Below are 22,308 nucleotides of genomic sequence, written 5' to 3'. Positions count from 1 at the left end.
TATTTGGCAGGATGCAACTGCGGCCTTCAAATCCCGATCGGCCCCGTCAACCCACGGAATTTTCGTGTTTACGGAGCAGGGCTTCGTACCGGCGGGCCGCGTCCGGTTGCCGGGCCTGCTGACAGGCTTCCACCAGGATCTGCAACACGTACCGGTCGGCGTTGGGATTTCCAAACCGTCCCCGGCCCAGGCGGGCGTACGTCAGGTTCTGGTCCGCACGCAGGGCCATGGTCTCGGCAATACCGAGCGCTTTTTTCGCGGACCCCACGTTGAAATACAGGCGCACGTAGTTGGCCGAAAGGGGGTCGTAGGGAATCACCTGATCCGGAATAATTTTCAGCGAATCGTCCAGCACCCGCTGCGCTTTCCGGGTTTGCCCTTCCAGCACCAGCTGGTCGGCCAGGCGGAGAAACGCCAGCCGGGCCGTCACGACCGGCGACGATTTGTACGTTTCGTCGTAGTACGTAGCCGGGTTGTTCAGCGCCCGCCAGGCTGATTTTTCCATCAGATTGCTGTACATGATCTCCGAATTGACATAACCGTCCGCAGCGCCGGGTACGGCCACCGGCATCAACCGGTACACCATCCCCTCAACCTGCATGTAATTTTTCAGGTTCAGGTAACTTTCGTTGCCGAGCGTGCTGGAGAAATAAATCGGACGTTTCCAGTTGTTGGAAGCAATGATGTCGAGCACAATCAGGTCGTTTTTCAACAAATCGCGCGGGCCAATCGACCACTGTAGCGTATCTTTCAGCAGCGGTTTGAGCGCCGTCGGCACAAAACCGGCTTGTTCGACGGCGGCCCGGTCGATGGGTAAAAACAGGTTCGCGGAGGGCAGAATGTTCGTGGTGCTGCCGTTGGTAAGTGGCACCTGCACCGCCGGATTGCCGGTTTTAATCAGGTGAATGTACTGCTTGAGATCAATCCCGGTTTTCACCACCGGAATCTCGTAAAAGGGCACCATGTCGTTTTTTCCTTTGTTGAACTGTTCCCAGTCGAGCGAAATCGGCAGGGCTTCTGATTCATACGTCCGGCGTTTCATCTGCTGGATGTACCATTCGGTTCCCAGCAGACTGAGGTTGCAGATCCGGACGTCGCGCCGGAACCCTTCCACGTCCTGCGCGTACCAGAGCGTGTAGGTATCAATGTCGGCACCTGTAAACAGAATGGCATTGGGCGCACAGGCATTGAGCAGGTTTTTCGCAAAGTCCACCGAATAAAACCGGTTATTGCGGTCGTGGTTATCCCAGCTTTTGACGCCCATCAGGCCCGGCACCAGCAGGCAGACGCCCACCACCAGCGCCGTTCGGAGCGGGGCGGTTTTCAGAACGGTCCGCAAGCCCTCGGCCAGCGCCATCGCCCCCAGACCGAGCCAGATCGCAAAGAAATAATAGGAGCCGACGTAAATGTAATCCCGTTCGCGGGGTTCGGAGGGGGGCGAGTTGAGGTAGATTTGCAGGAAAATACCGGTAAACAGAAACAGCAAACCGACCACCACCCAGTCGCGCCGACGGCGGAAATACTGGAAAACCGTACCCAGCAATCCCAGCAGAAAGGGCAGCAGGTAGAAGTTGTCGCGGGCTTTGTTGCTTTTGAGCAGATCCGGCAGGTGCTCGTCCGACGACCAGGGCAGCAGGTAGCCCGCCCCTTCTTCGTCGCTCTCCCGCCCGGCAAAATTCCACATCAGATACCGCCACCACATGTGTCCCAGCTGGTGCTGGAACAAAAACCGGAGGTTATCGCCCATGGTCGGTTTTTGGCCTTCGGCCAGCCCCAGCAGGTGCCGGTAGAGCTGCGGATGGTCGCGGTCGGTGCTGTACAGGCGCGGAAACAGCATTTCGTCGCCGGGCGCGTACACGTACACGGGCTGGTAATCATAGATGACGTAGTGTTTGCCCTGCTTTTTCCACAGGGGCGCGCCCCGTTTCTGATCGATGGGCCGGGCCGTAAAAACCGGGCCGTAGAGCAGCGACCGGCTGGCGTATTGTTCCCGGCGCAGGTACGACAGCATACTCAGCGCGTCGTCGGGGTTGTTGATGTTCACCGGCGGGTTGAAATTGGCCCGCACCAGCACCTGCAAATAGGACGCATAGCCGATCAGCACGAAGGCCAGCGCGAGCAGGGCGGTGTTGAGGCCCGCCCGCTGCCGCCGTGCCGACCAGAAAATTCCGTAGGCCAGCAAACCGATGAGCAGGGCGAAAAAGACGATAATCCCCGAATTGAACGACAAACCGAGGCTGTTGACACAAAACCGCTCGACGGCAAACGCCAGGGCGGGCAGGCCCTGAATCAGGCCCGCGTTGATGAACGCCAACACGCCCAGACCAAGACCAAAAGCCGCAAAACCGCCTTTGTAGGTCGGGTTGGGGTATTTTTTAAAGTAATAAACCAGCGCCAGCGCGGGCAAAACCACCAGATTCAGCAAGTGAACGCCGATCGACAGACCCATCAGGTAGGCAATCAGCAAAAGCCAGCGATTGGCGGCTGCTTCATCTTCCATGCGCTCCCATCGAAAAGCCGCCCACACGACGATGGCCGTAAAAAACGACGACAAACCGTACACCTCGGCTTCGACGGCGGAAAACCAGAATGTATCCGAAAACGTGTACGCCAGCGCCCCGACGGCCCCCGTTCCCAGCACCAGCACGGCATCCGTGACGCTGGAGCGGTTTTCGGCGGAATCGACCGGAGGCAGGAGCTTTTGCGCCAGCAGGGTGAGGGTCCAGAAAAGAAACAACACCGTAAAGGCGCTGGCTACCACCGACACCATGTTGACCCAGTAGGCTACCTCCGTGGGATTGTTCCGCGCCAGCAGGGAGAAAAGCCGCCCCAGCAGGAGAAAAAACGGTGCGCCGGGCGCGTGCGGAACCTGCAATTTGAAGGCGCTGGCAATGAACTCGCCACAATCCCAGAAGCTGGCCGTGCGTTCGACGGTGAGCGTGTACGTGAGCAGCGCAATTGCGAAAACCAGCCAGCCCGTCAGGGTGTTCAGGCGTTTGAAGGAAGGCATGAGTTGGGTCGAATGGGGTGAAACAAATCCGTGGTGAACGGATCAAAACTAGCCCACAAAGCCACGCCCGCCATGCCGACGGCTTGTTAAAGTATGTTAACCGCGGACCCCAAATAGCCCCAGAGTGGGCAAAACGATAGGCTGGATTTTGGAATTAAGGTGTTATCTATCTGCGGGTTAATCCGGTTTTGCTCCGTCTGAAACGCAGTGGAATCGAAGCGGTTTTGGCGCCGGGCCGCCGGGGAAAGGCTGCGGGGATTAAGAATTTTTAACAGGAAGAGTCTGGGTTGACAGCCTCCGGTTGAAGCCGGGGAACGCCTGATTCATTATTTAAACAACCCGGTTTTCAGCGCCTTGACAACGGCTTCGGATTTGGAGTTGACGTGCAGCTTTTCGTAGATGTTGACAATGTGGGTCCGGACGGTGCCCATGCTCATGTGGCAGTGGTCGGCAATGAGTTTGTAGGAATCGCCCGCAACGAGCCGCTGGAGCACTTCTTTTTCTTTCTCCGTCAGGGCGTAGGTGTTGGGCTTCGGCTGCCGAAACGCTTCCATCACTTTGAGCGCAATGGAAGGCGTCATGGCTGCGCCCCCGGCCATCACATCCCGAATCGACTCGATGAGTTTGCTGGATGGGGTTTTTTTGAGCAGATAGCCGACCGCACCCGCCTGAATGGCCGCAAAGATGCGTTCGGTGTCCTCAAAAACCGTCAGCATCAGGATCTTGGGCGTAAACTGGTGGTGCCGGATCAATTGAACGGCTTCGATGCCGGTACGGCCCGGCATGTCGATGTCCATCAGCACCACGTCCGGCTGGTCGCGTTGCACGGCGGCCACGGCATCGAGGGCGTTGGGGTAATTTCCGATAACGATCAGGTCGTCGGTGGCGTCGAAAACCAGTTGGAGGGTTTCGCGCAGGGAGTGGTTGTCGTCGAAAATAGCAACGCGGATCATGAGGAAGGCCGTTAACGCACCGGACAAAAATAAGCCCCCCGGTCGTGGCATGAAATCAGATAAATATATGAGTTAGCCGTTCACCACCAGCCGGATTCGGGTGCCATCGGCGGGCGTCGACTGCACGGTCAGTTTGCCGCCCACGGCTTCGGCCCGCTGTTGCATGCTCGTCTGGCCCGTCCGTCGGCTGGCTTGTAAGGCATCAAAACCGCGTCCGTTGTCTTCGATCAGGACCTGAAGCTGCTGCTCCTTCCGCTCAAAACGCACGGTGGCCTGCGTCGCTTCCGAGTACTTGACCATATTGTTAATGGCTTCTTTCCCAATGAGATACAGGCTCCGGCGCACTTCCATCGAAATCGGCGTGTCTTCCAGCGTCGGGTCAATCTGAAACGAAAACCGAATCTGCTTGGATTCCATCAGGGGCTGGGCGTATTCCTGCAAACGCAGCGCAATCCGCGTCAGCGAGTCATTGCCGGGGTTGATCGTCCAGATGATTTCGTCAATGGATTCCAGGATCTGGCGGGCGTCGACGTAGATTTTCTGCACCATTTTCTGGGCGGTTTCCGGACGGTTCTGGCTCAGCAGTTCGTCGGTGTGGCCGCTCAGCAGGGATATACTGCTCAGGGTGCTGCCCACTTCGTCGTGCAGGTCGTGGGCAATATGTTTGCGGAGTTTGAGCGAGTCCTCCAGTCGCCGGAGCCGGGCGCGGTTCAGCAACCAGGCGGCAATGGCGCCCCCCAGCAACAGCAGCAGCGTTCCGCCAATCAGCAGGGCATTCCGCTGAAACCGCTGCTTTTCCAGCTCGTCGGTGCGCAACTGGGCCTGTTGACGAAGAATTTTAATCTGGGCTTCCTTCTTCTCGTTTTCATAACCGGCCACCAGCCGCTGCACCTCGGCGCTGGTCCGAACGGCGGTCGTGGAGTCGGTTTGCTGGTTTTTCGCCAGTTGAAAACGATACGCTTCCTGAAAGTTCTTCATGCCGCCGTAGAGATCGGCCAGCGCCTGCGTGTAGTCGGTAACTTTGTCCGGATGACCGGTTTCTCTGGCGAGCGCGAGGGCTTTTTTCAGGTTTTCCTCCGCCGGTTTGTACTGTTTGAGGTCTTCGTAAATCCGGCCCAGGTTGAAATACGCCGTCGCCATACTGCTCTTGTTGCCCTGCCGACGGCCAATCGCCAGCGACCGCTCCACGAACGGAATGGCTTCCTGCGAACGTTTGGCCAGATTCAGCGCCAGCCCGATGTTCACCAGAATGTCGGCCTGCAGCAGTTCAAACTGCGTTTCCTCCGCGTGTTTCAGCGCCAGTTTGTAGTATTTCAGCGACTGATCATACCGTTCCAGGTAGTCGTAGCAGATGCCCATGTTGTTTTCAATAATGGACAAACCCCGGCTGTTTTTCTCCGCACGCAGCAGGCGCAGCGCCTGTTGGTAATACGGCAGGGCCTGTTGCGGTTTGCGCAGGTTCCGGAAGGCGTTGCCGATGCCGCCGTAGGTCGCGGCAATGCGGGGCTGAACGTTGTAGCGTTCCTGCAGTTTCAGGGAGCGGAGTTCCATCGCTACCACCCGGTCGTATTGCTGGAGTTTCCCGTACGCCAGGGCCACGTTCGAGATGGCTCCGCAGATAAACCGGGGCGTAAGTTGCTGACTTTCGGCGGTTTTCAGGGCTTTCAGGAAATACGCCAGTGCTTGTTGCGGCCGGTCGGTCAGGTAATAAATAGAGGCCCGGTTGGTGTAGGCTTTCGCCAGTCCCAGGCCGTATTGCAGCGTTGTCGCCAGTTGTTCCGCCACCTTCAGCACCGAATCGGCCCGTTCGTATTCGGGATTGGCCCCCGAATGCAGTTCCCGCCCCAGCACGTTCAGGGCGCGGACGTAATTCGTATCCTGAACCGTGTGCGTTTTGAGGTACACCCGCACCGAATCGAGCGAGTTGGGTACCTGCGCCCGCGCCACCCATCCTTTCAGGCTGAGCAACGTGCCAAGCAACGCAATCAGAATGTAGCGATCGTTCATAGCCCCTGATTTATGCTATAAATATCACGGAATTACTGATTAGTTGTTCGTCCTTTTAGGATACGGTTTTTCAAAAACCGGAACTCCATTTCCGGGAAGCAGGGCGGTTTTTCAGAACAGCGGTTTTTTCTCGCGTAGTTTTTTTGCCCGCAGCAGCGCTTCCAGGTAATAGTAATCGGCGTAAACAAGCGGCACATCGCGCTCGAACGTTTTAGCGCCGGTGCTGTGCAAGAGCAGAAACCCCCGGTTTTTTCCGACCGGCGAAGCATAGGTTTTCGCCAGACTGGCCATTACCTGATCGGCCTGGGCGCGGTACCTGGCGTTTGCCGGACCGTAGGTGCTCAGTTCATACAGCGCCGACGCCATCACGGTGGCCGCCGACACGTCCCGCAGTTCGTCCGGAATGTTCGGAGCGTCGTAATCGTAATAGGGCACCCGATCGGCGGGCATCCGGGGGTGATCGAGCATGAAGCGGGCAATGGCTTCGGCCTGCTTCAGAAACGCCGGATCCCTGGTTTCGCGGTAACAAACCGTGTAGCCGTACAACCCCCAGGCCTGCCCCCGCGACCAGGCCGACTCGTCACTGAAACCCTGGTGCGTGTTTTTCTGCCGAACCTGACCCGTCAGCGTATCGTAATCGACGACGTGGTAGGAGCTGAAATCGGGCCGGAAATGATTTTTCAGCGTCGTCCGGGCGTGCGAAACCGCGATTTTGTGAAAACTGGAATCGCCGGTCAGGCGGGTGGCCGCAAACAGCAGTTCCAGGTTCATCATGTTGTCGATGATCACCGGGCACTGCCAGACTTCCTGGTGGTGATCCCACGACCGGATGATGCCGGCCCTGGGTTTAAACCGTTTGCTTAATGTTTTCGCGCTCTGAATAAGGACGTCGCGGTACGCCGGATCGCGCGTCAGGCGAAACCCGTTGCCGTAGCTGCAATACAGCTTGAACCCCATGTCGTGGGTACCCGCGTTCATTTTCTCGGTTTCCAGATTCGCCGTGAACCCCTGGGCCTGTTTTTTCCATTCCGGTTTTCCGGTGTACTCGTAGAGATACCACAGCTCGCCGGGGAAAAAACCGCTGGTCCAGTCGCGGGCGGGCACCAGTTGAAGCGCGCCGGTTTCGGTCAGCGTCCGGGGCGAAACCACTGCCGGTTTTTTAGGCGTGGGCGTTTTGTCGGCGGCCGCTACCTCGCTCAGCATCAGCCGCATCTGCTGCTCGGCCTGATCGAATGCGTTCTTGATTGGGTTGTTCGGAAAAAAACCGCTTAGCAGCATCAGGCCCAGAACGACCGGAATTCGTTTTGATGTTTTCATAGTGCCGTACCCACGAACAGTAGCCCGTGAAATTCTTACCATTCCAAAAAAAATTTTTAATCAGGTTCTCACGGACTAAACGGGGGCCATCAGAGCCAGATCACCGGATTGCGGATCGGAAGGTTGCGCAACACTTCCTCCACCCGCGGATCGTGATCCAGTTTCTGCCAGGTGCTCAGCCAGTCCGCCTGCTGGAAAGCCACCGCCCCGAACACCAGAAAAGGCTGGGCAACCGGCCAGTCGTTCCAGTACATCACATCCGGTTTCAGGGGCCAGCCGGCTTTGTTCTGCACAAACGGATGCAAATACGAATGGCCTTTTTGAATACCGCGTCCGTCGGGGGTCCGGTACGTCCAGAGGTTGTCGGCGGGCGTCGACAAGATTTGGCAGATCATCGTCATGGCGTCGAGGTTGAAAAGCGAATACCCGTAGGGTTTGGTCCGGCGCAATTCCAGCGGAAAGCTGCCATCGGCGGTTATCTGGTCGGGCAGCAACACGGTTTTGTAGCGGTTTCGGCAGAAGGCCAGCAGCGAGTCGTTTTTGGTGAGTCGGGCAAACGAAGCCACCTGCATCACCCAGCAGGTGCCGTGGTTGTTTTTGGCGTTCATCTCGTCGTTGCCGTACGGATGGGTCGTCAGCCAGTTCAGGTAATCGGCAAACCACCGGCGGATGGCGGCCACGGAAGGCGGTTTGCTGCTTTTGGATTTTTCCAGGATGATTACAGCCTGCGCTACGTCCATCAGGTGAATCGTGTCGATGATGCCGATGCCCCGGCCCGTGGCCCGGCCTTTGATGGCCTGCGCGTATAACAGGGACGGATTCATGCGCGTGGCCGGATCGACAAACCAGGCGTTGAGGTGCCGGAACGCGTGCCGGGCGTAGGTTTCGTCGCCCGTAATGGCATAGGCCGAAGCCAGCGCGCCAACGATGCGGCTGAAGCGGATCATGGCCTGCCGGTGGGCCACAAAATTGTCGGGGTTGGTCATCCCGTCGCGCTGAATGTAGGGCCCCTGCGGCTGGGTGGAATCGGGCCACCAGTAGTCCCCCTCCGAAAAGAAATCGTGGATGCCGCCCGCGCTCCGGGGCGAGGTCTGCGCCGTTACCGTCACGGGAAGCTGTTGCAGGGCCCAGCGGGCTTCGGCCTGAATATGCGGTTTCAGGATCGATACGACCGCTGCCTTCGACGGACGGACGCCGGATTGGCCGTTTGCCAAACCGCACAGCGTCAGGCTCAGGAGAGCCAGAACCGAAAACCGCAGGGTTCCCAACCGGCAAAACCGGACTGGAGGAAGTAAGGAATTTTTCGCGTGAAAGTTCATAGAACGATCGAAAGCAGATACAGCAAAAAAGAGACGAGCAACGTAAGGGACCCGACCTCGGCAACGGTAACCATCAATCTGTTTTTTCTCACATGGAACAAGCGGTGTGTTGAAAGTGCAAGTTTAGCAACGTACAACTTTTTCTTGATACGATCCAGTGATCAAAAGGGTGGACAAATCGTTCACCGATGCAAAAAAGCGTTCAAAGAGGTGGACAAACCGTTCGATTTAGATTATTCCGGCATTTTTTAGTGACATAGCAGCTAATATTGCTTCGCTGACAGGCTTCCAATTGTGCGGGCTCTCCGGTTTTCGGCGGAGGCCGGAGCGACGTAAACCGATGGTATTTCTTATTCTACCTATCTAAATCCTATGAAAAAAAAAGGTAATCTGGCCGGCCGGTGGTTGTGGCTCGTGCTGGTCTGTTTTCAAGTGCCAATGCTGCTGATGGCGCAGCAAACCGCCCCGGTTTCGGGCAAAGTAAGCGGGGCCGCCGGGGAGGCCATCCCCGGTGCGAACGTGGTGGTGAAAGGAACCACCACCGGAACCTCGACGGACGCTCAGGGAAGTTTTAGTTTGAATGCACCCGCCAACGGCGTGCTGGTCATTTCGTCGCTGGGCTTCACGTCGCAGGAGGTAAACATCGGTGGCCGGAGCCAACTGACGGTGACGCTGGCCGAAGACCAGAAGGCCCTGGAGGAAGTGGTGGTGGTGGGCTACGGTACACAGCGGAAAAGCGACGTAACGGGGTCGCTGTCGTCGGTAACGGCCAAAGAAATTAAATCCGTGCCGGTAACGGGCGTCGGGCAGGCCTTGCAGGGTCGGGCGGCCGGGGTGCAGGTTACGCAGGCATCCAACGCGCCGGGCGGGGGCGTCACGATCCGCATCCGGGGTGGCAACTCCATCAACGCCGGCAACGAGCCGCTGTACGTCATTGACGGTTTTCCGGTTTATAACGAAAGCGGAGCCAACCTGAACCCGAACGACATTGAGTCGATGGAAATCCTGAAAGATGCGTCGGCAACGGCCATTTACGGTTCCCGGGGCGCCAACGGCGTGGTGCTGATTACGACCAAACGGGGAAAGTCCGGGCAAAACCGCATCGAATTTGAGACGTATTACGGGGTGCAGCAGGTGCGGAAACAACTGCCCATGCTGAACGCAACGCAGTATGCAACGCTGGTCAACGAAGCCAATGCCAACGCGGGCCGGGCGCCGGTTTTTACGCAGGAGCAGATTGCCGGTTTTGGCGTCGGCACCAACTGGCAGGATGAAATATTCCGGCAGGCACCCATTCAGAATTACCAGTTGACGGCGTCGGGCGGGAACGACAAAACGCGCTATGCGGTTTCGGCGAACTTCCTGGAACAGCAGGGCATCATCATCAACTCGAAGTACGACCGCGCGTCGTTCCGCTTCAATTTCGACCACAAGATCAACGACCGGTTCAACATCGGAACGAGCCTGAACGTGATCCGGAGCCGCAACAACGCCGTGCCGACCGACGCCGATGGCGGAACGAGCGGAACGGTGGTCTACAGCGCCCTGAATTTCTCGCCGACGCAGCCGGTGTACAACCCGGACGGCTCGCTGGTGGTGTTCAACACGCCGGGCCGGATTCAGATTGGGAGTCCGGTGGGGCAGGCCCTGGGAACGTTCAACAAAACCGTCGGCACGCGGATGATTGGGAGTGTGTTTGCCGACTACAAAATCCTGCCCGGGCTGACGTTCCGGACCAGTTTCGGGGCCGATGTCAACTACTCGAAGCGGAGTCTGTACCTGTCGCGGAACACCGCCACCGGCACGCAACTGAGCGGTCAGGCGTCGATTGTCAACACCCAATCCTCAACCTGGCTGAACGAAAATACGCTGACGTACATCAAGACGTTTGGCGAAGTTCACAACCTGACGTTCCTGGCGGGTTACACCATGCAGGGCAACCGCTGGGAGAGCGTCGAAGCCCGGTCGCAGGGTTTTGCCAACGACATTCTGACCTACGAAAACCTGGGGTCGGCGTCCATCGCCCTGGTGCCGGCGTCCTCGGCCAGCAACTGGCAGCTGAACTCGTACATCGGTCGGGCCAATTATGATTATGCCGGGAAATACCTGCTGACGGCCACGGTGCGGGCCGACGGTTCGTCGCGGTTCGGAGCCAGCAACAAATGGGCGGTTTTCCCCTCGGCTTCGGTGGCCTGGCGGTTGTCGGAAGAAAGCTTCCTGAAAGGAAATGCCGTGATCAACGACCTGAAACTGCGGTTTAGCTACGGCCTGAGCGGTAACCAGGAAATTCCGCAGTACCAATCGCTGGCGACGCTCGGCACGCAGAATGCCAACTTCAACAACACGGTGGTGATCGGCGTTGGGCCGTCGCGGGTGGCAAACCCGGATCTGCGCTGGGAAACCACCGCGCAGGCTGACATCGGAATCGACGTGGGCGTTTTGAATAACCGCATCACGCTGACGGCGGATTATTACAACAAGAAAACCACCGACCTGCTGCTGTCGGTGCCGCTGCCCTTCGTTTCGGGCTACGCGTCGGCGCTGCAAAACCTGGGCAGCATCCGGAATCAGGGCTTCGAGCTGGGCATCAATTCGACGAACCTGGGCGGTGCGTTCAAGTGGACCACGGCGTTTAACATCGCGGCCAACCGCAACAAGGTGCTGAGTCTGGGCGATCAAACCGAGTTTGCTGCGGGCGAAGCCAGCGGACACCTGCAACTGCCGAACTCCGGTCTGGTGCGGGTCGGCGAGCAGATCGGGTTGTTCTACGGTTATCAGACGGACGGTATTTTCCAGAATCAGGCCGAAGTAGACGGCTCGGCGCAGAAATCCGCCAAACCCGGCGACCGGCGTTACGTTGACCAGAACGGCGACGGCGTGATCAACGCCAGCGACCGGGCGATTCTGGGATACGCCCAGCCCAAACTGTACGGCGGGATTACCAACACGTTCTCGTACAAAGGGGTCGAACTAAGCATATTCATGCAGGGAACGTCGGGCAACAGCATTTTCAACATCAACCGCTTCGAGCAGGAATCCCTGACGGGCGTGAGCAACCAGTCGACCGTCACGCTCGACCGCTGGACGCCCACCAACCCGAGCAACGAGATTCCGCGCGCCAACGCCGTCGGGAATGCCTACGTGATTTCGAGCCGCCAGATCGAAGACGGTTCGTACCTGCGGGTGAAAAACATCAACCTCTCGTATACGCTGCCGGCAGAACTGGTTAAGAAAGCAAAACTGTACAACGTGAAGGTGTACGTCAGCGCCCAGAACTGGATTACGTTCACTAAATACAGCGGTTTTGATCCCGAAGTAAACCGCTTTGGACAAAATACGCTGAGCCAGGGTACCGACTACGGCAGCTACCCCGGCAATAAAATGATTCTGGCCGGCCTGAATATTGGTCTCTAATCTGCCTATTCTTACTGATTTATGAAAACGAATCGAATCCTGTTACTGGCCGCACTGGCGCTTGGACTGGGAGCCTGCTCCCTGGAAGAAACGCCCCCGTCGTCGCTGGCTCCGGTCAACTTTTATACCAATGCTGCCGATGCCACGGCGGCCGTCAATGCCGTCTACGACATCGCCAACCAGGTGGGCGATCAAAGCCGGAATTTCATCATCATGGGCGATCTGCCGGGCGACGACATGGACCCGCTGGCCAACAACGCCGACCGGGTCCAGATCTGGAGTTTCCAGACCATTGCGACGAACAGCGTCGTGAGCCAGACCTGGCAGATTATTTACCAGGGCGTCAACCGGGCCAATGCCGCCATCGACCGCATTCCGGGGGTTTCGATGGACGAAAACCTGAAAAAACGCCTGATCGGTGAAGCGAAATTCCTGCGGGCCTACTACTATTTCTACCTCGTCCGCTGGTACGGCGGGGTGCCACTGATGCTGACCGAAACGCAGTCGCTGAGCGCCGGAAAAGACGTGGCCCGTGCCAGTGCGGACGAAGTGTATTCGCAGATTATCAAGGATTTAACGGATGCTGAGACCTCGCTGCCGGACAAATTTACCGGGGCGGATCTGGGGCGTGTAACCGCCGGAGCCGCCAAGGCGATGCTGGCGCGGGTGTTTCTGACGCGCAAGGATTTTCCGAACGCCCGCACCAAGGCCAAGGAAGTGATCGATAACGCCGGAAAATACGGATACGGTTTATTCGACCGGTACATCGACGTGTTTGCCATCGCGAATAAAAACGGGAAAGAGTCGGTTTTTGAGATTCAGTTTGTCGGGGGCGGAACCGGCCAGGGCAGCGGGATGGTGACGTACTTTGCCCCGGAAAACTCGCCGGTGACCGGACGCGGTTTTGGATCGTTTTTCCCGACGATGGACTTGTACAACAGCTTCAAAACCGGGGACAAACGCCAGGAACTGTACATCAATTCATACGTCGATGGGGCCGGAAAAACCGTCAATACGTTCCAGCACTTCAACAAATACGTCGATCCGTCGGCGCGGACGTTCGGCGATGCCAACAACAACCTCCCGATCATCCGGTATGCCGATGTGTTGCTGATGTACGCCGAAGCCGAAAACGAAATCAGCGGCCCGACGGCGGCTGCGCTGACGGCCATCAACCCGATCCGGCGCCGGGCGTTCGGCTTTCCGCTGGCGGCAGCTTCCACCGCCGATTTCCCGGCTACGCTGACCAAAGAAGCCTTACGCCAGGCCATCTGGGACGAACGGCGCTGGGAGTTCTACGCCGAAGGTCACCGCTGGTTTGACCTGGTGCGGACGGATCGGCTGGTGCCGGTTTTGAAAGCCAAGGGCAAAACCAACATCTCCGATACGCACAAGCTGTTCCCGATTCCGCAGCGTGAGCGGGATCTGAATCCGAACCTGACCCAAAATCCGGGGTACTAAGCGGGATTGGTAATGATGAATGTTGAATGTAAAAGTGCCGGATTGCAAAACACTTTTACATTCAGCATTCATCATTTTCCATTTGAAATTAGTTCGTCACGACTCAAAACGAATAACTCACCCCTTTTGGCAGGGCTTCCACGGCCAGTTTCATCCACTGCCCATTGATCTTGATGACCACCATGTTGTGGTCTTTGTCGTAAAAGATCGTTCCGTTTTCGCTGTTTTTCAATTCCTGGTAATTGACGTGTTTCGCGTCCTCGCTGTAATTGGGTTCGGCATCGGCGGTCGGTTTTTCCGGCAGCAGGTCGTCGCGTCCGATATTCCCCAGCGTAAACGCATTGGTCATCTTGAGCGAACCGTAAAAAATGGCTTTGTCGCGGCTGAACAAAAACGAATGCTGCCGCACATCCGAACCGATCCGAAACCAGTTGTAAGCGGGTTCCGAATGCGTGTAAACCGTGCTGTAATAATACAGTTCGGCGACCGGTTTTTCTTCTTCGATGTGCTTGTTAACCAACATGGTAATCCGGGATTTGTCATCTTTGGCGTAGCCTTCAAAAACGTGATAGCCCCAGCGCTTGCGGTTTCGTTCGTTTTCATTGCCGCGCACCTGAATCATAAACGGCGTACTCAGAATCCCGTTGATGGTGGTGTACATCGGCGTCAGTTGGGGGTTGAAGCCAAAATGATACCCGCGCTCTTTCCAGCGGCTCCAGGTGGTATCGATGTCGGAGAAAAGCTCCAGCCGGTTGAACCCGGACCGGGCCGAACCCGGAATGACGTTCAAGTATGGCGCGCTGGTGATTAGCGTCGGTTTTTGGGCATGAACCGAAATACTGAACAGGAACAGGCCGGAATGAAGCAGCAGTTTTTTCATGGTGAAATTCAATTTACTCGGGGAGGTTGTGGTTCTACGGGCCGAAGGTACCAGCGAAACGCATCAATTGATGTTGATCCCGACCGTTAAACCCAGCCACGGTTTCTGGCGGTGAATCCACAGGCGGTTATTTGAGTCGGCCAGGTTTTCAAAACCCAGCGCCAGCCCCGCCGTGACGCGCTTGTAACCGAAGATGGCGGCCAGCCCGTAGTTGACGCCCAGCGCGTCGTACTCGTACGGCACCCGGCCCAGCGTGTTGTAGGCATTGATCAGCACCGGATCGATGCTCACGAGCGTTCCGATCCCAAAACTGAACGATTGAATGTCGGACCGCCGTTCACGCCGGTAGTAGATATTCCGGTAGCGGCCCAGATCGTAGCGAATCCCGAAATAAGCGCCGAAATTGGCACCGGCGGCCAGTTGGCCCGGTCGACCGGCCGTGGAAAACCGGTATTTGAAGGGCATCGTGAACAGGTCGATGTCGAAACTGGTCAGCTGGTAATAAAACCAGGGACTTTTTTCTTCGATGTAATCGAGCCGCCGGTTGTAGTGCAGAAACAGCAACGCCAGCGAGTCGGACTGGTCGATGGTTTTGGGGTTGCTGTCGGAGAGCGGGAGCGACGCGGGCACAAATTCCGCATACAGGGTGTCTTCCCGCTGGTAGAGCGCGGCATTCGCCGGCCGTTTCAGCAATTTGGCGGTAATCTGTCCGCGCGCATTCTTGGCAAAAAATGTCTGATTGGCCCGGATGCGGTACACCCGGTTCAGGTCCGTAATCTCGGAGCGTTTGGCGACGTTGGCGCAGCCGGACAGAAAAACCGTCAGAATCAGGAGAAAGAAAGCTGAACGCATTCGCATCGAAGTAAAGTGCACTGCCAGAAAAACCGTCAGAGTGCCAACCGGTTAACCGCCGGATTGTTTGTTGACATCAGAATACCCATCCCAATTCGGTGGTGAGGAAACGGATTTTAAAACCGGGTGAATGGCATTCTTTTAAAACCCTTTCGGGACTTTTGCCAGTCGGCGGTATCCTGCTGATTTTCTGCGTGATGCTTTCGTTATTGATTGCCAATTCGCCGGTGGAAGCCCCCTTTGAGGACCTGCTGGCGACACCCTTCGGCAGCGGTATTCTGGGCGGCCGTGGCTTTACGATGTCGATCTTCATTGCCCTGCTTCGTTTCCCGATCCGTCCGCCCTGGCTGCCAGGGCGAAATTTGCCGTTCTGACCGGGTCCGTCGCTGCGGCTCTGCTGGGCTATGCGGTTTTGAAAACGATCCGCCGAAAACCGGTGTTGGCAGCTTAAGCCACGGCCACTTCCTTGCGTTCGCCGATTTGTTGCCGCCACATGGCGTAATACAGGCCCTTCTGCGCCAGCAGGTCAGAGTGGTGCCCCTGCTCGGCCACGTGCCCTTTTTCCAGCACAAAAATCCGGTCGGCGTGCAGGATGGTGCTCAGGCGGTGGGCAATCAGAATGGTAATGTGCTGCCGCGAGCCCGAAAGCTGGCGGACGGTTTTGCCAATTTCTTCTTCCGTCAGCGAATCGAGGGCCGAGGTGGCCTCATCGAAGACCAGCAGGGTCGGTCGGCGCAGCAGGGCGCGGGCAATGCTCAACCGCTGTTTTTCACCGCCGGACACCTTCACCCCGCCTTCGCCAATCACCGTGTCGAGGCCCTGTGGAGCGCGGTCGAGCAGCGAATCCGCAGCCGCCTGCCGGAGGGCCGTGAGGCAGTCGGCATCGGTGGCGTTGGGGGCCACAAAGCGCAGGTTTTCGCGGATGGTTCCGGCAAAAAGCTGCGTGTCCTGCGTTACAAAACCGATTTGTTCGCGCAGTTCTTCCAGATCGACTTCCGTGCTGGGAATGCCGTTGTAGAGAATCCGGCCCGCCAGCGGAGGATACAGCCCGACGAGCAATTTCACGAGGGTGGTTTTGCCCGAACCGGACGGCCCCACAAAGGCGATGGTTTCGCCCAGTTTGACATCGAACGAAATGCCGTCGAGAGCCGGTTTGTCGGCCGACAGGTGTTTGAACCGAACGTCGTCGAAGGCCAGCGTCTGGATTTTTCTGACCGCTTGCGGGTGCGCCGGTCGGACGTCGCGGGGAGTGTCCAGAATTTGCTGGAAGTTAGCCAGCGACGCTTCGGTTTCCCGGTAAATGTTGATGATGTTGCCCAGTTCCTGCAACGGCCCGAAAATGGCGAAGGAATAGATGAAGAGCGAGAAAAACTCGCCGACCGTAATGCGTTGCTGCACCACCAGAAACAGCATCAGCAGCATGATGGCATTGCGCAGCAGATTCACGAACGTGCCCTGCACAAACGACAGCGAGCGGACGTAGCGCACCTTCTTGAGTTCCAGCCGCAGAATTTTGTCGGTCGTTGTGTTCAGCCGCTCGGTTTCCTGCTGGGCCAGCCCCAGACTTTTGACGAGTTCGATGTTGCGCAGGCTTTCGGTGGTCGAACCGGCCAGCGCCGTGGTTTCGGCCACGATGTTTTTCTGCACCACCTTGATTTTTTTGCTCAGCAGCGAACTGACAAAACCGAGCAGCGGAATGGTCAGAAAATAAGCGGGGGCAATGGGCCAGTACACCGTGCTGGCGTACCACATCACGAACACAATCCCGACGACGGACGTAAACAGCACGTTTACAAACGCCTGGATGAGTTTCTCAACGTCCGTCCGGACCTTCTGAAGCTTGCCCAGGGTTTCGCCCGAGCGCTGATCTTCAAACACCTGATAGGGCAGATCCAGCGAGTGACGCAGGCCGTCCGAGTAAAGCCGAGCGCCCAGCCGCTGCGTGATGACGTTGACGTAATAATCCTGAAAGTTTTTGGCAATCCGGCTGATCATCGCCACGCCCAGCGCCTGCAAAATAAGCAAACCGGCCCCGTCGCTGAGGAAGCTCCCAAAATCCAGTTTCTGGATGGCCGAACCCGGTTTGACGACGTACTGATCGATGATTTTCCGGAAGATGTACGGATCGAGCAGCGAGAAAATCTGATTGATGGCGGCCAGCAGCAGGGCCAGAATCAGCAGCGGCCAGTACTGGCGTAAGTAACTGTACAGTAATTTCATAGGCTAAAATGAGGTTGGTGCCGGTCCCTACTGGACGTTCCGCAGGCGGTTTTCGCGCTGAAACTCTTTGATGAGTCGGGTGTTTCCGGCCAGCCAGATAACATCGCCGGTGAGGAAAAAGGTCGTGGAATCCGGATTTAATATGCGGGTTCCTTTGCGTTCGATGCCCACGATGAGGCCCTGCATTTTTTCGCGAATTCCGGAGTCCCGGATGCTCAGTCCGACAAACGGGAAGAAGTCGTCCACGGCGATTTTCTGGAGCGAAATTTCCTGGGGTGGGGTGGCCTTTGCTTTTTCTTTTTTCGCCGGTTCGATCAAAACGACAAACTGTTCAAGCTGCTGATCGGTGCCAATCACCGCGATTTTATCGCCCGGAAACAGCCGCTCGTTGCGCCCCGGCACCAGCATGGTTACGCTGCCGCGCGCAATGGAAATGACGTTGACGCCGTATTTTTCCCGCAGGGCCAGTTCGTAGAGCGTGAAACCGGCCCCCGGCGATTCGGCGCTGACTTCGAAATAGGAAAGGTGGGCATCCCAGGGCAGCAGGTTCCGCCCCATGCGGTTTTCCTGGTAAATCTGGCGGGCGTTCAGGTTGAGCAAAAACCGGTTTTCGATCAGGTCATAAATAAACGGAAGCCGGTTGCCGAGGATGAACCAGACCACCGCCCCGACCACCAGCACGAAAAGCAGAATGTTGACGGAGAAAAAGAATTGCAGCAGCAGCAGAATGAGCCCGATCGCCACCACCGCCCGCGTCACGGCCAGCGTCACCAGCGGCCCCCGGTACGACCGGCGCTCGGTCCAGAGTCGGGTGTAAACCGGCTGGTTGATGCGTTTCAGCGCGAGCGCCCACAGGAACGGCGCGATCAGAATCAGGGACAGAAAACCGGTCAGGATGTCGGCCCAGGCGTCTCCGATCCATTCTTCCGAGATCATGGGTTGCAGCCAGCGCGACGCCAGCAGAATGATGCCCAGAATGACGGCGGTATTGACGATGATGATCTGAATGTGTTCGCGCAGCAGTTGGTACCAGTCACTGACGCTGCCGATGGTTTGCGCCCCGGAGCTGTAACTGCTCAAAAAGAGCTTGGTTCGGGGGCTCAGTCTGCGGTCCAGCCAGGTATACAGCGGCCCCGATGCCCGGATCATGTAGGGCGTCGTGAAGGCCGTCAGGGCGGAAACCGCCACGGCGATGGGGTAAAGAAAACCGCTGGTTACTTTGAGATTCAGGCCCAGGGTAGCGATGATGAACGAAAATTCGCCGATCTGCGCCAGACTCATTCCGGTCTGGAGGGATTGCTTCAGCGGCTGCCCCACCACCAGCGCCCCGAGCGTTACGTTCACGGCTTTTCCGATGATCACGACCCCGGTGATCAGGGCAATCGGACCGGCGTACTCCACGAGCATCGCCGGATTGATGAGCATCCCGACGGATACGAAAAAAACCGCACCGAACAGGTCCTTAATGGAGGTCAGCAGGTGTTCGATGCGCTCGGCGTAAACGGTTCCGGCCAGAATCGATCCCATGATGAATGCGCCCAGGGCGGGCGAAAAACCGACGCTTGTGGCCACCACGACCATCACCAGACACAGGGCCAGGGAGATAATGAGCAGGGTTTCGTCGGTGATGAATTTCTGGCTGCTGCGCAGCAGCGAAGGCACCAGAAAAATGCCGCCCAGAAACCAGATGACCAGGAAAAACGCCAGTTTCATGATGGCCACCACCATTTCGGCGCTGAAAAACTGCTTGCTGACGGCGAGCGTCGAAAGCAGCACGAGCAGCAAAACCGCCACGATGTCTTCAATAACCAGGATTCCGAAGACAATGCCGGCAAACTGCTGGGTTTTGACGCCCAGCTCCTCGAAGGCGCGAATGATGATGGTGGTAGACGAAATGGCGACAATACCGCCCAGAAAAATGCTGTCCATCGTCGACCAGCCCAGGCACATCCCGGTCAGGTAGCCCAGCAGAATCATGGCCGCGATTTCGTAAACACCCGTCATGGAAGCTGTGCCGCCCACTTTGACGAGTTTTTTGATGTTGAATTCCAGCCCGAGGCTGAACAACAGGACGATCACGCCAATGTCGGCCCAGATCTTGATGGTGTCCGGATCGGAAATGGTCGGGAAAAGCGAAAACTTGGGACCCACCAGCACCCCGGCCAGGATGTAGCCCAGCACGAGGGGTTGTTTGAGCCATTTGAAAAGAAGCGTGGTAATGGCTGCGGCCCCCAAAATGATGGCGAGATCGACGATCAGGTTTGGTAAATGAGCCATAATTGGGAAAAAGGGTATTTTTATCGACTTCCTGCCGAAACAGGGGTATGGATAACCGAATTTTTGGTATTCTTACAATATTACGACCTTTTTAGCCCTAATCTGATGGATGAAACGCACAACCGTCGAAAATTTCTTGGTCTGGCGACGGCCGCCAGCGTCGGTATCAGTCTTCCTTTTTCCTCATTTTCAGTCACTAAGCCCGCTTTTGTTGCGGAAGGAAAACGAGTCGGAATAATTGGGCTGGATACGTCGCACAGCACGGCCTTTGTCAAAGAACTGAACAACCCGGCGGCTGGGCCCGAACTGGACGGATACCGCGTCGTGGCGGCTTATCCGAAAGGAAGCACCGACATTGAGTCGAGTGTGAGCCGGATTGCGGGGTATACCGAGGAAGTCAAAAAAGCCGGGGTCGAGATTGTGGATTCCATCGAAGAGCTGCTGGGGAAGGTTGACGTAGTGCTGCTCGAAACCAACGACGGCCGACTGCACCGCGAACAGGCACTGAAGGTGTTTAAAACCGGGAAACGGGTTTTTATCGACAAACCGATTGCGGCTTCGCTGGCCGACGTGAAAGCCATTTTCGAAGCCGCCAAAAAGGCGAATGTGCCGACGTTCTCGGCCTCGTCGCTGCGCTACATGACCAGCGCGCAGGCGATTGCGCAGGGAAAAACCGTGGGAAAAGTGCTGGGCGCCGATGCGTTCAGTCCGGCGCCGATCGAGAAAACGCATCCCGATTTGTTCTGGTACGGGATTCACGGCGTTGAAACGCTTTTCACGGTCATGGGGCCGGGTTGCCGGCAGGTCAGCCGGACGCATACGAAAGACTCGGACGTTGTGGTGGGCGTCTGGAACGACGAGCGGGTTGGCACGTTTCGCGGGATTCGTTCCGGAAAAACCGGCTACGGCGGCACGGCCTACGGCGAAAAAGGCATTGCCCCCATCGGCCCCTACGAGGGCTATAAAGCGTTGCTGGTGCAAATCGTGGAATTCTTCAAAACCGGAAAACCGCCGGTCAGCCCCGAAGAAACGCTGGAGATTTTCGCCTTTATGGAAGCCGCCGACGAAAGCAAACGCAAAGGGGGCGCCCCGGTAACGCTCGAAAGTGTGTTGCGAAAAGCGTAAAGGCGGTTTTTTCGCTCCAGCGAGTGGCCGGTGCCCAGAAAAAAGATTTTTCCCTAAACAAGCGTGCTGACCGGCACAGCGTTTACGAACTGACTACTAACCCTTCAACTTATGAAATCATCGAATGCGTCCCGGCGGGAATTTATCAAAAAAACCGTAGCCGGTTCCACGGCGCTGTCACTGGGCGGTATTCTGCCCGGTTTTAGTCCCAAAAGTTACGCGCAGATTCTGGGCGCCAACGAGCGCGTCAAAGTCGGCGTGATGGGCGTCAATTCGCGGGGACTGGCGCTGGCGAGCAATTTTGCCCTCCAGAAAAACTGTGAGATACTCTACATCTCCGATGTCGACAGCCGGGCGGCTGACAAGTGCATCGGAACCGTGGAGGAGTTGCAGAAAAGCCGCCCGAAAGCCGCCCCCGATTTCCGGAAAGCCCTCGAAGACAAGGATCTGGAAGCGCTGGTGGTGGCCGCGCCCGACCACTGGCATGCTCCGGCGGCCATGCTGGCCTGTCAGGCCGGGAAGCACGTCTACGTCGAAAAACCGTGTAGCCACAATCCGCACGAAGGCGAATTGCTGATGGCGGTCACCGAAAAATACAAGCGGGTGGTGCAGATGGGCAACCAGCGCCGGTCGTGGCCGAATGTGGCCAAAGCCATTAAGGAGGTGAAAGAAGGCATCATTGGCCGCCCGTATTTTGCCAAAGGCTGGTACACCAACAACCGGGCGTCCATCGGCATTGGCAAGGAAACCGCCGTGCCGTCGTGGCTGAACTACGATCTGTGGCAGGGTCCGGCCCCGCGCCGGCCGTTCAAAGACAACCTGCTGCACTACAACTGGCACTGGTTCTGGCACTGGGGCACGGGCGAAGCACTCAACAACGGAACCCACATGGTCGATCTGATGCGCTGGGGGCTGGGCGTCGAATACCCGAACCGGGTTTCGTCGGCGGGCGGGCGGTATCGCTACAAGGACGATTGGGAAACGCCCGATACGCAGGTGATTACGCTGGAGTTTGACAACAACACCAGCATGGTCTGGGAAGGGCGCAGTTGCAACGGCCGCACCGTGGAAGACAACAGCGTGGGCGTGGTATTTTACGGCGATACAGGTTCGGTGACCATCGAAAGCGGCAACACCTACAAAGTCCACGATTTGCAGAATAAACTGGTGAAGGAAGCCAAAAACGATTTTGTGATCGACCCCCGCGACCGCATGAATCCGTCGCAGGCGCTGGACGCCATTCACATTCAGAACTTTTTCGACGCCATCCGGAAAGGCACCGCCCTGACCGCCGACATCAAAGGCGGGCACCAGAGCACGCTCCTGTGTCAGTTGGGCAACATTGCCCTCCGGACCGGCGAAACCTTGAACATCGACCCCCGCAACGGGCACATTAAAAACAAGGGCGTCATGAAAAAATACTGGAAACGCGACTACCAACCCGGCTGGGAACCCAGAGTTTAACCGTGGCTT

The 22,308-nt window shown here is 57.2% G+C and carries 14 protein-coding genes; 5 read left to right on the top strand and 9 right to left on the bottom strand.

Features of this window, described 5'->3' with window-relative positions:
- Window positions 1-46: 46 nt before the first annotated feature.
- From ACYVHX_RS02145 to ACYVHX_RS02125, 5 genes are all read right to left on the bottom strand, one after another.
- Entirely contained in the window at window positions 47-3,010 is a 2,964-nt protein-coding gene (locus tag ACYVHX_RS02145; RefSeq protein ID WP_460669944.1) for a protein O-mannosyl-transferase family, read from the bottom strand.
- Between the two features lie 326 nt (window positions 3,011-3,336).
- Window positions 3,337-3,963 (bottom strand): response regulator, encoded by a 627-nt coding sequence (locus tag ACYVHX_RS02140; protein WP_460669943.1) that lies wholly within the window; start codon window positions 3,961-3,963, stop codon window positions 3,337-3,339.
- A gap of 72 nt (window positions 3,964-4,035) precedes the next feature.
- Window positions 4,036-5,970, bottom strand: coding sequence for a tetratricopeptide repeat-containing sensor histidine kinase (locus tag ACYVHX_RS02135; protein WP_460669942.1), 1,935 nt, complete (start codon window positions 5,968-5,970; stop codon window positions 4,036-4,038).
- A gap of 111 nt (window positions 5,971-6,081) precedes the next feature.
- Window positions 6,082-7,287, bottom strand: a complete 1,206-nt coding sequence (locus ACYVHX_RS02130) for a glycoside hydrolase family 88 protein (protein ID WP_460669941.1) — start codon at window positions 7,285-7,287, stop codon at window positions 6,082-6,084.
- Window positions 7,288-7,376: 89 nt separating this feature from the next.
- Window positions 7,377-8,606, bottom strand: coding sequence for an alginate lyase family protein (locus tag ACYVHX_RS02125; protein WP_460669940.1), 1,230 nt, complete (start codon window positions 8,604-8,606; stop codon window positions 7,377-7,379).
- 372 nt (window positions 8,607-8,978) lie between these two features.
- Here ACYVHX_RS02125 and ACYVHX_RS02120 point away from each other — a divergent pair, with 372 nt between their 5' ends.
- Together ACYVHX_RS02120 and ACYVHX_RS02115 are read left to right on the top strand one after the other, a co-directional pair.
- Window positions 8,979-12,020, top strand: a complete 3,042-nt coding sequence (locus tag ACYVHX_RS02120) for a SusC/RagA family TonB-linked outer membrane protein (RefSeq protein WP_460669939.1) — start codon at window positions 8,979-8,981, stop codon at window positions 12,018-12,020.
- Window positions 12,021-12,041: 21 nt separating this feature from the next.
- Window positions 12,042-13,481, top strand: coding sequence for a RagB/SusD family nutrient uptake outer membrane protein (locus tag ACYVHX_RS02115; RefSeq protein ID WP_460669938.1), 1,440 nt, complete (start codon window positions 12,042-12,044; stop codon window positions 13,479-13,481).
- A 103-nt stretch (window positions 13,482-13,584) separates the two neighbouring features.
- Here ACYVHX_RS02115 and ACYVHX_RS02110 read toward each other — a convergent pair whose 3' ends face one another.
- On the bottom strand, window positions 13,585-14,361 hold the full coding sequence (locus ACYVHX_RS02110; RefSeq protein WP_460669937.1) for a hypothetical protein: 777 nt from the start codon (window positions 14,359-14,361) through the stop codon (window positions 13,585-13,587).
- A 63-nt stretch (window positions 14,362-14,424) separates the two neighbouring features.
- Window positions 14,425-15,213, bottom strand: a complete 789-nt coding sequence (locus ACYVHX_RS02105; protein ID WP_460669936.1) for a hypothetical protein — start codon at window positions 15,211-15,213, stop codon at window positions 14,425-14,427.
- 197 nt (window positions 15,214-15,410) lie between these two features.
- On the opposite strand from ACYVHX_RS02105, the gene ACYVHX_RS02100 reads away from it, so the two are divergent.
- Entirely contained in the window at window positions 15,411-15,587 is a 177-nt protein-coding gene (locus tag ACYVHX_RS02100; protein ID WP_460669935.1) for a hypothetical protein, read from the top strand.
- 73 nt (window positions 15,588-15,660) lie between these two features.
- On the opposite strand, the gene ACYVHX_RS02095 is transcribed toward ACYVHX_RS02100, so the two are convergent.
- On the bottom strand, window positions 15,661-17,433 hold the full coding sequence (locus ACYVHX_RS02095; RefSeq protein ID WP_460669934.1) for an ABC transporter ATP-binding protein: 1,773 nt from the start codon (window positions 17,431-17,433) through the stop codon (window positions 15,661-15,663).
- Window positions 17,434-17,460: 27 nt separating this feature from the next.
- Window positions 17,461-19,710 (bottom strand): cation:proton antiporter domain-containing protein, encoded by a 2,250-nt coding sequence (locus ACYVHX_RS02090; protein WP_460669933.1) that lies wholly within the window; start codon window positions 19,708-19,710, stop codon window positions 17,461-17,463.
- 105 nt (window positions 19,711-19,815) lie between these two features.
- Here ACYVHX_RS02090 and ACYVHX_RS02085 point away from each other — a divergent pair, with 105 nt between their 5' ends.
- Window positions 19,816-20,835, top strand: coding sequence for a Gfo/Idh/MocA family protein (locus ACYVHX_RS02085; protein ID WP_460669932.1), 1,020 nt, complete (start codon window positions 19,816-19,818; stop codon window positions 20,833-20,835).
- A 111-nt stretch (window positions 20,836-20,946) separates the two neighbouring features.
- The gene (locus tag ACYVHX_RS02080) at window positions 20,947-22,299 is read left to right on the top strand and encodes a Gfo/Idh/MocA family protein (protein WP_460669931.1); all 1,353 of its coding nucleotides are present in this window, start codon (window positions 20,947-20,949) and stop codon (window positions 22,297-22,299) included.
- Window positions 22,300-22,308 lie beyond the last annotated feature (9 nt).

This window comes from Larkinella ripae (assembly GCF_054780775.1).
The sequence above is the reverse complement of the archived record's forward strand: the minus strand, read 5'-3'. Positions and strand labels throughout refer to the sequence as shown.

What these genes read in the sequence shown, in the direction of transcription:
- ACYVHX_RS02130 (WP_460669941.1), bottom strand. Translation starts at nt 7,287, where the DNA reads ATGAAAACATCAAAACGAATTCCGGTCGTTCTGGGCCTGATGCTGCTA.
- ACYVHX_RS02115 (WP_460669938.1), top strand. Translation starts at nt 12,042, where the DNA reads ATGAAAACGAATCGAATCCTGTTACTGGCCGCACTGGCGCTTGGACTG.
- ACYVHX_RS02140 (WP_460669943.1), bottom strand. Translation starts at nt 3,963, where the DNA reads ATGATCCGCGTTGCTATTTTCGACGACAACCACTCCCTGCGCGAAACC.
- ACYVHX_RS02085 (WP_460669932.1), top strand. Translation starts at nt 19,816, where the DNA reads ATGGATGAAACGCACAACCGTCGAAAATTTCTTGGTCTGGCGACGGCC.
- ACYVHX_RS02145 (WP_460669944.1), bottom strand. Translation starts at nt 3,010, where the DNA reads ATGCCTTCCTTCAAACGCCTGAACACCCTGACGGGCTGGCTGGTTTTC.
- ACYVHX_RS02080 (WP_460669931.1), top strand. Translation starts at nt 20,947, where the DNA reads ATGAAATCATCGAATGCGTCCCGGCGGGAATTTATCAAAAAAACCGTA.
- ACYVHX_RS02095 (WP_460669934.1), bottom strand. Translation starts at nt 17,433, where the DNA reads ATGAAATTACTGTACAGTTACTTACGCCAGTACTGGCCGCTGCTGATT.
- ACYVHX_RS02120 (WP_460669939.1), top strand. Translation starts at nt 8,979, where the DNA reads ATGAAAAAAAAAGGTAATCTGGCCGGCCGGTGGTTGTGGCTCGTGCTG.
- ACYVHX_RS02125 (WP_460669940.1), bottom strand. Translation starts at nt 8,606, where the DNA reads ATGAACTTTCACGCGAAAAATTCCTTACTTCCTCCAGTCCGGTTTTGC.
- ACYVHX_RS02135 (WP_460669942.1), bottom strand. Translation starts at nt 5,970, where the DNA reads ATGAACGATCGCTACATTCTGATTGCGTTGCTTGGCACGTTGCTCAGC.
- ACYVHX_RS02100 (WP_460669935.1), top strand. Translation starts at nt 15,411, where the DNA reads ATGCTTTCGTTATTGATTGCCAATTCGCCGGTGGAAGCCCCCTTTGAG.
- ACYVHX_RS02110 (WP_460669937.1), bottom strand. Translation starts at nt 14,361, where the DNA reads ATGAAAAAACTGCTGCTTCATTCCGGCCTGTTCCTGTTCAGTATTTCG.
- ACYVHX_RS02105 (WP_460669936.1), bottom strand. Translation starts at nt 15,213, where the DNA reads ATGCGTTCAGCTTTCTTTCTCCTGATTCTGACGGTTTTTCTGTCCGGC.
- ACYVHX_RS02090 (WP_460669933.1), bottom strand. Translation starts at nt 19,710, where the DNA reads ATGGCTCATTTACCAAACCTGATCGTCGATCTCGCCATCATTTTGGGG.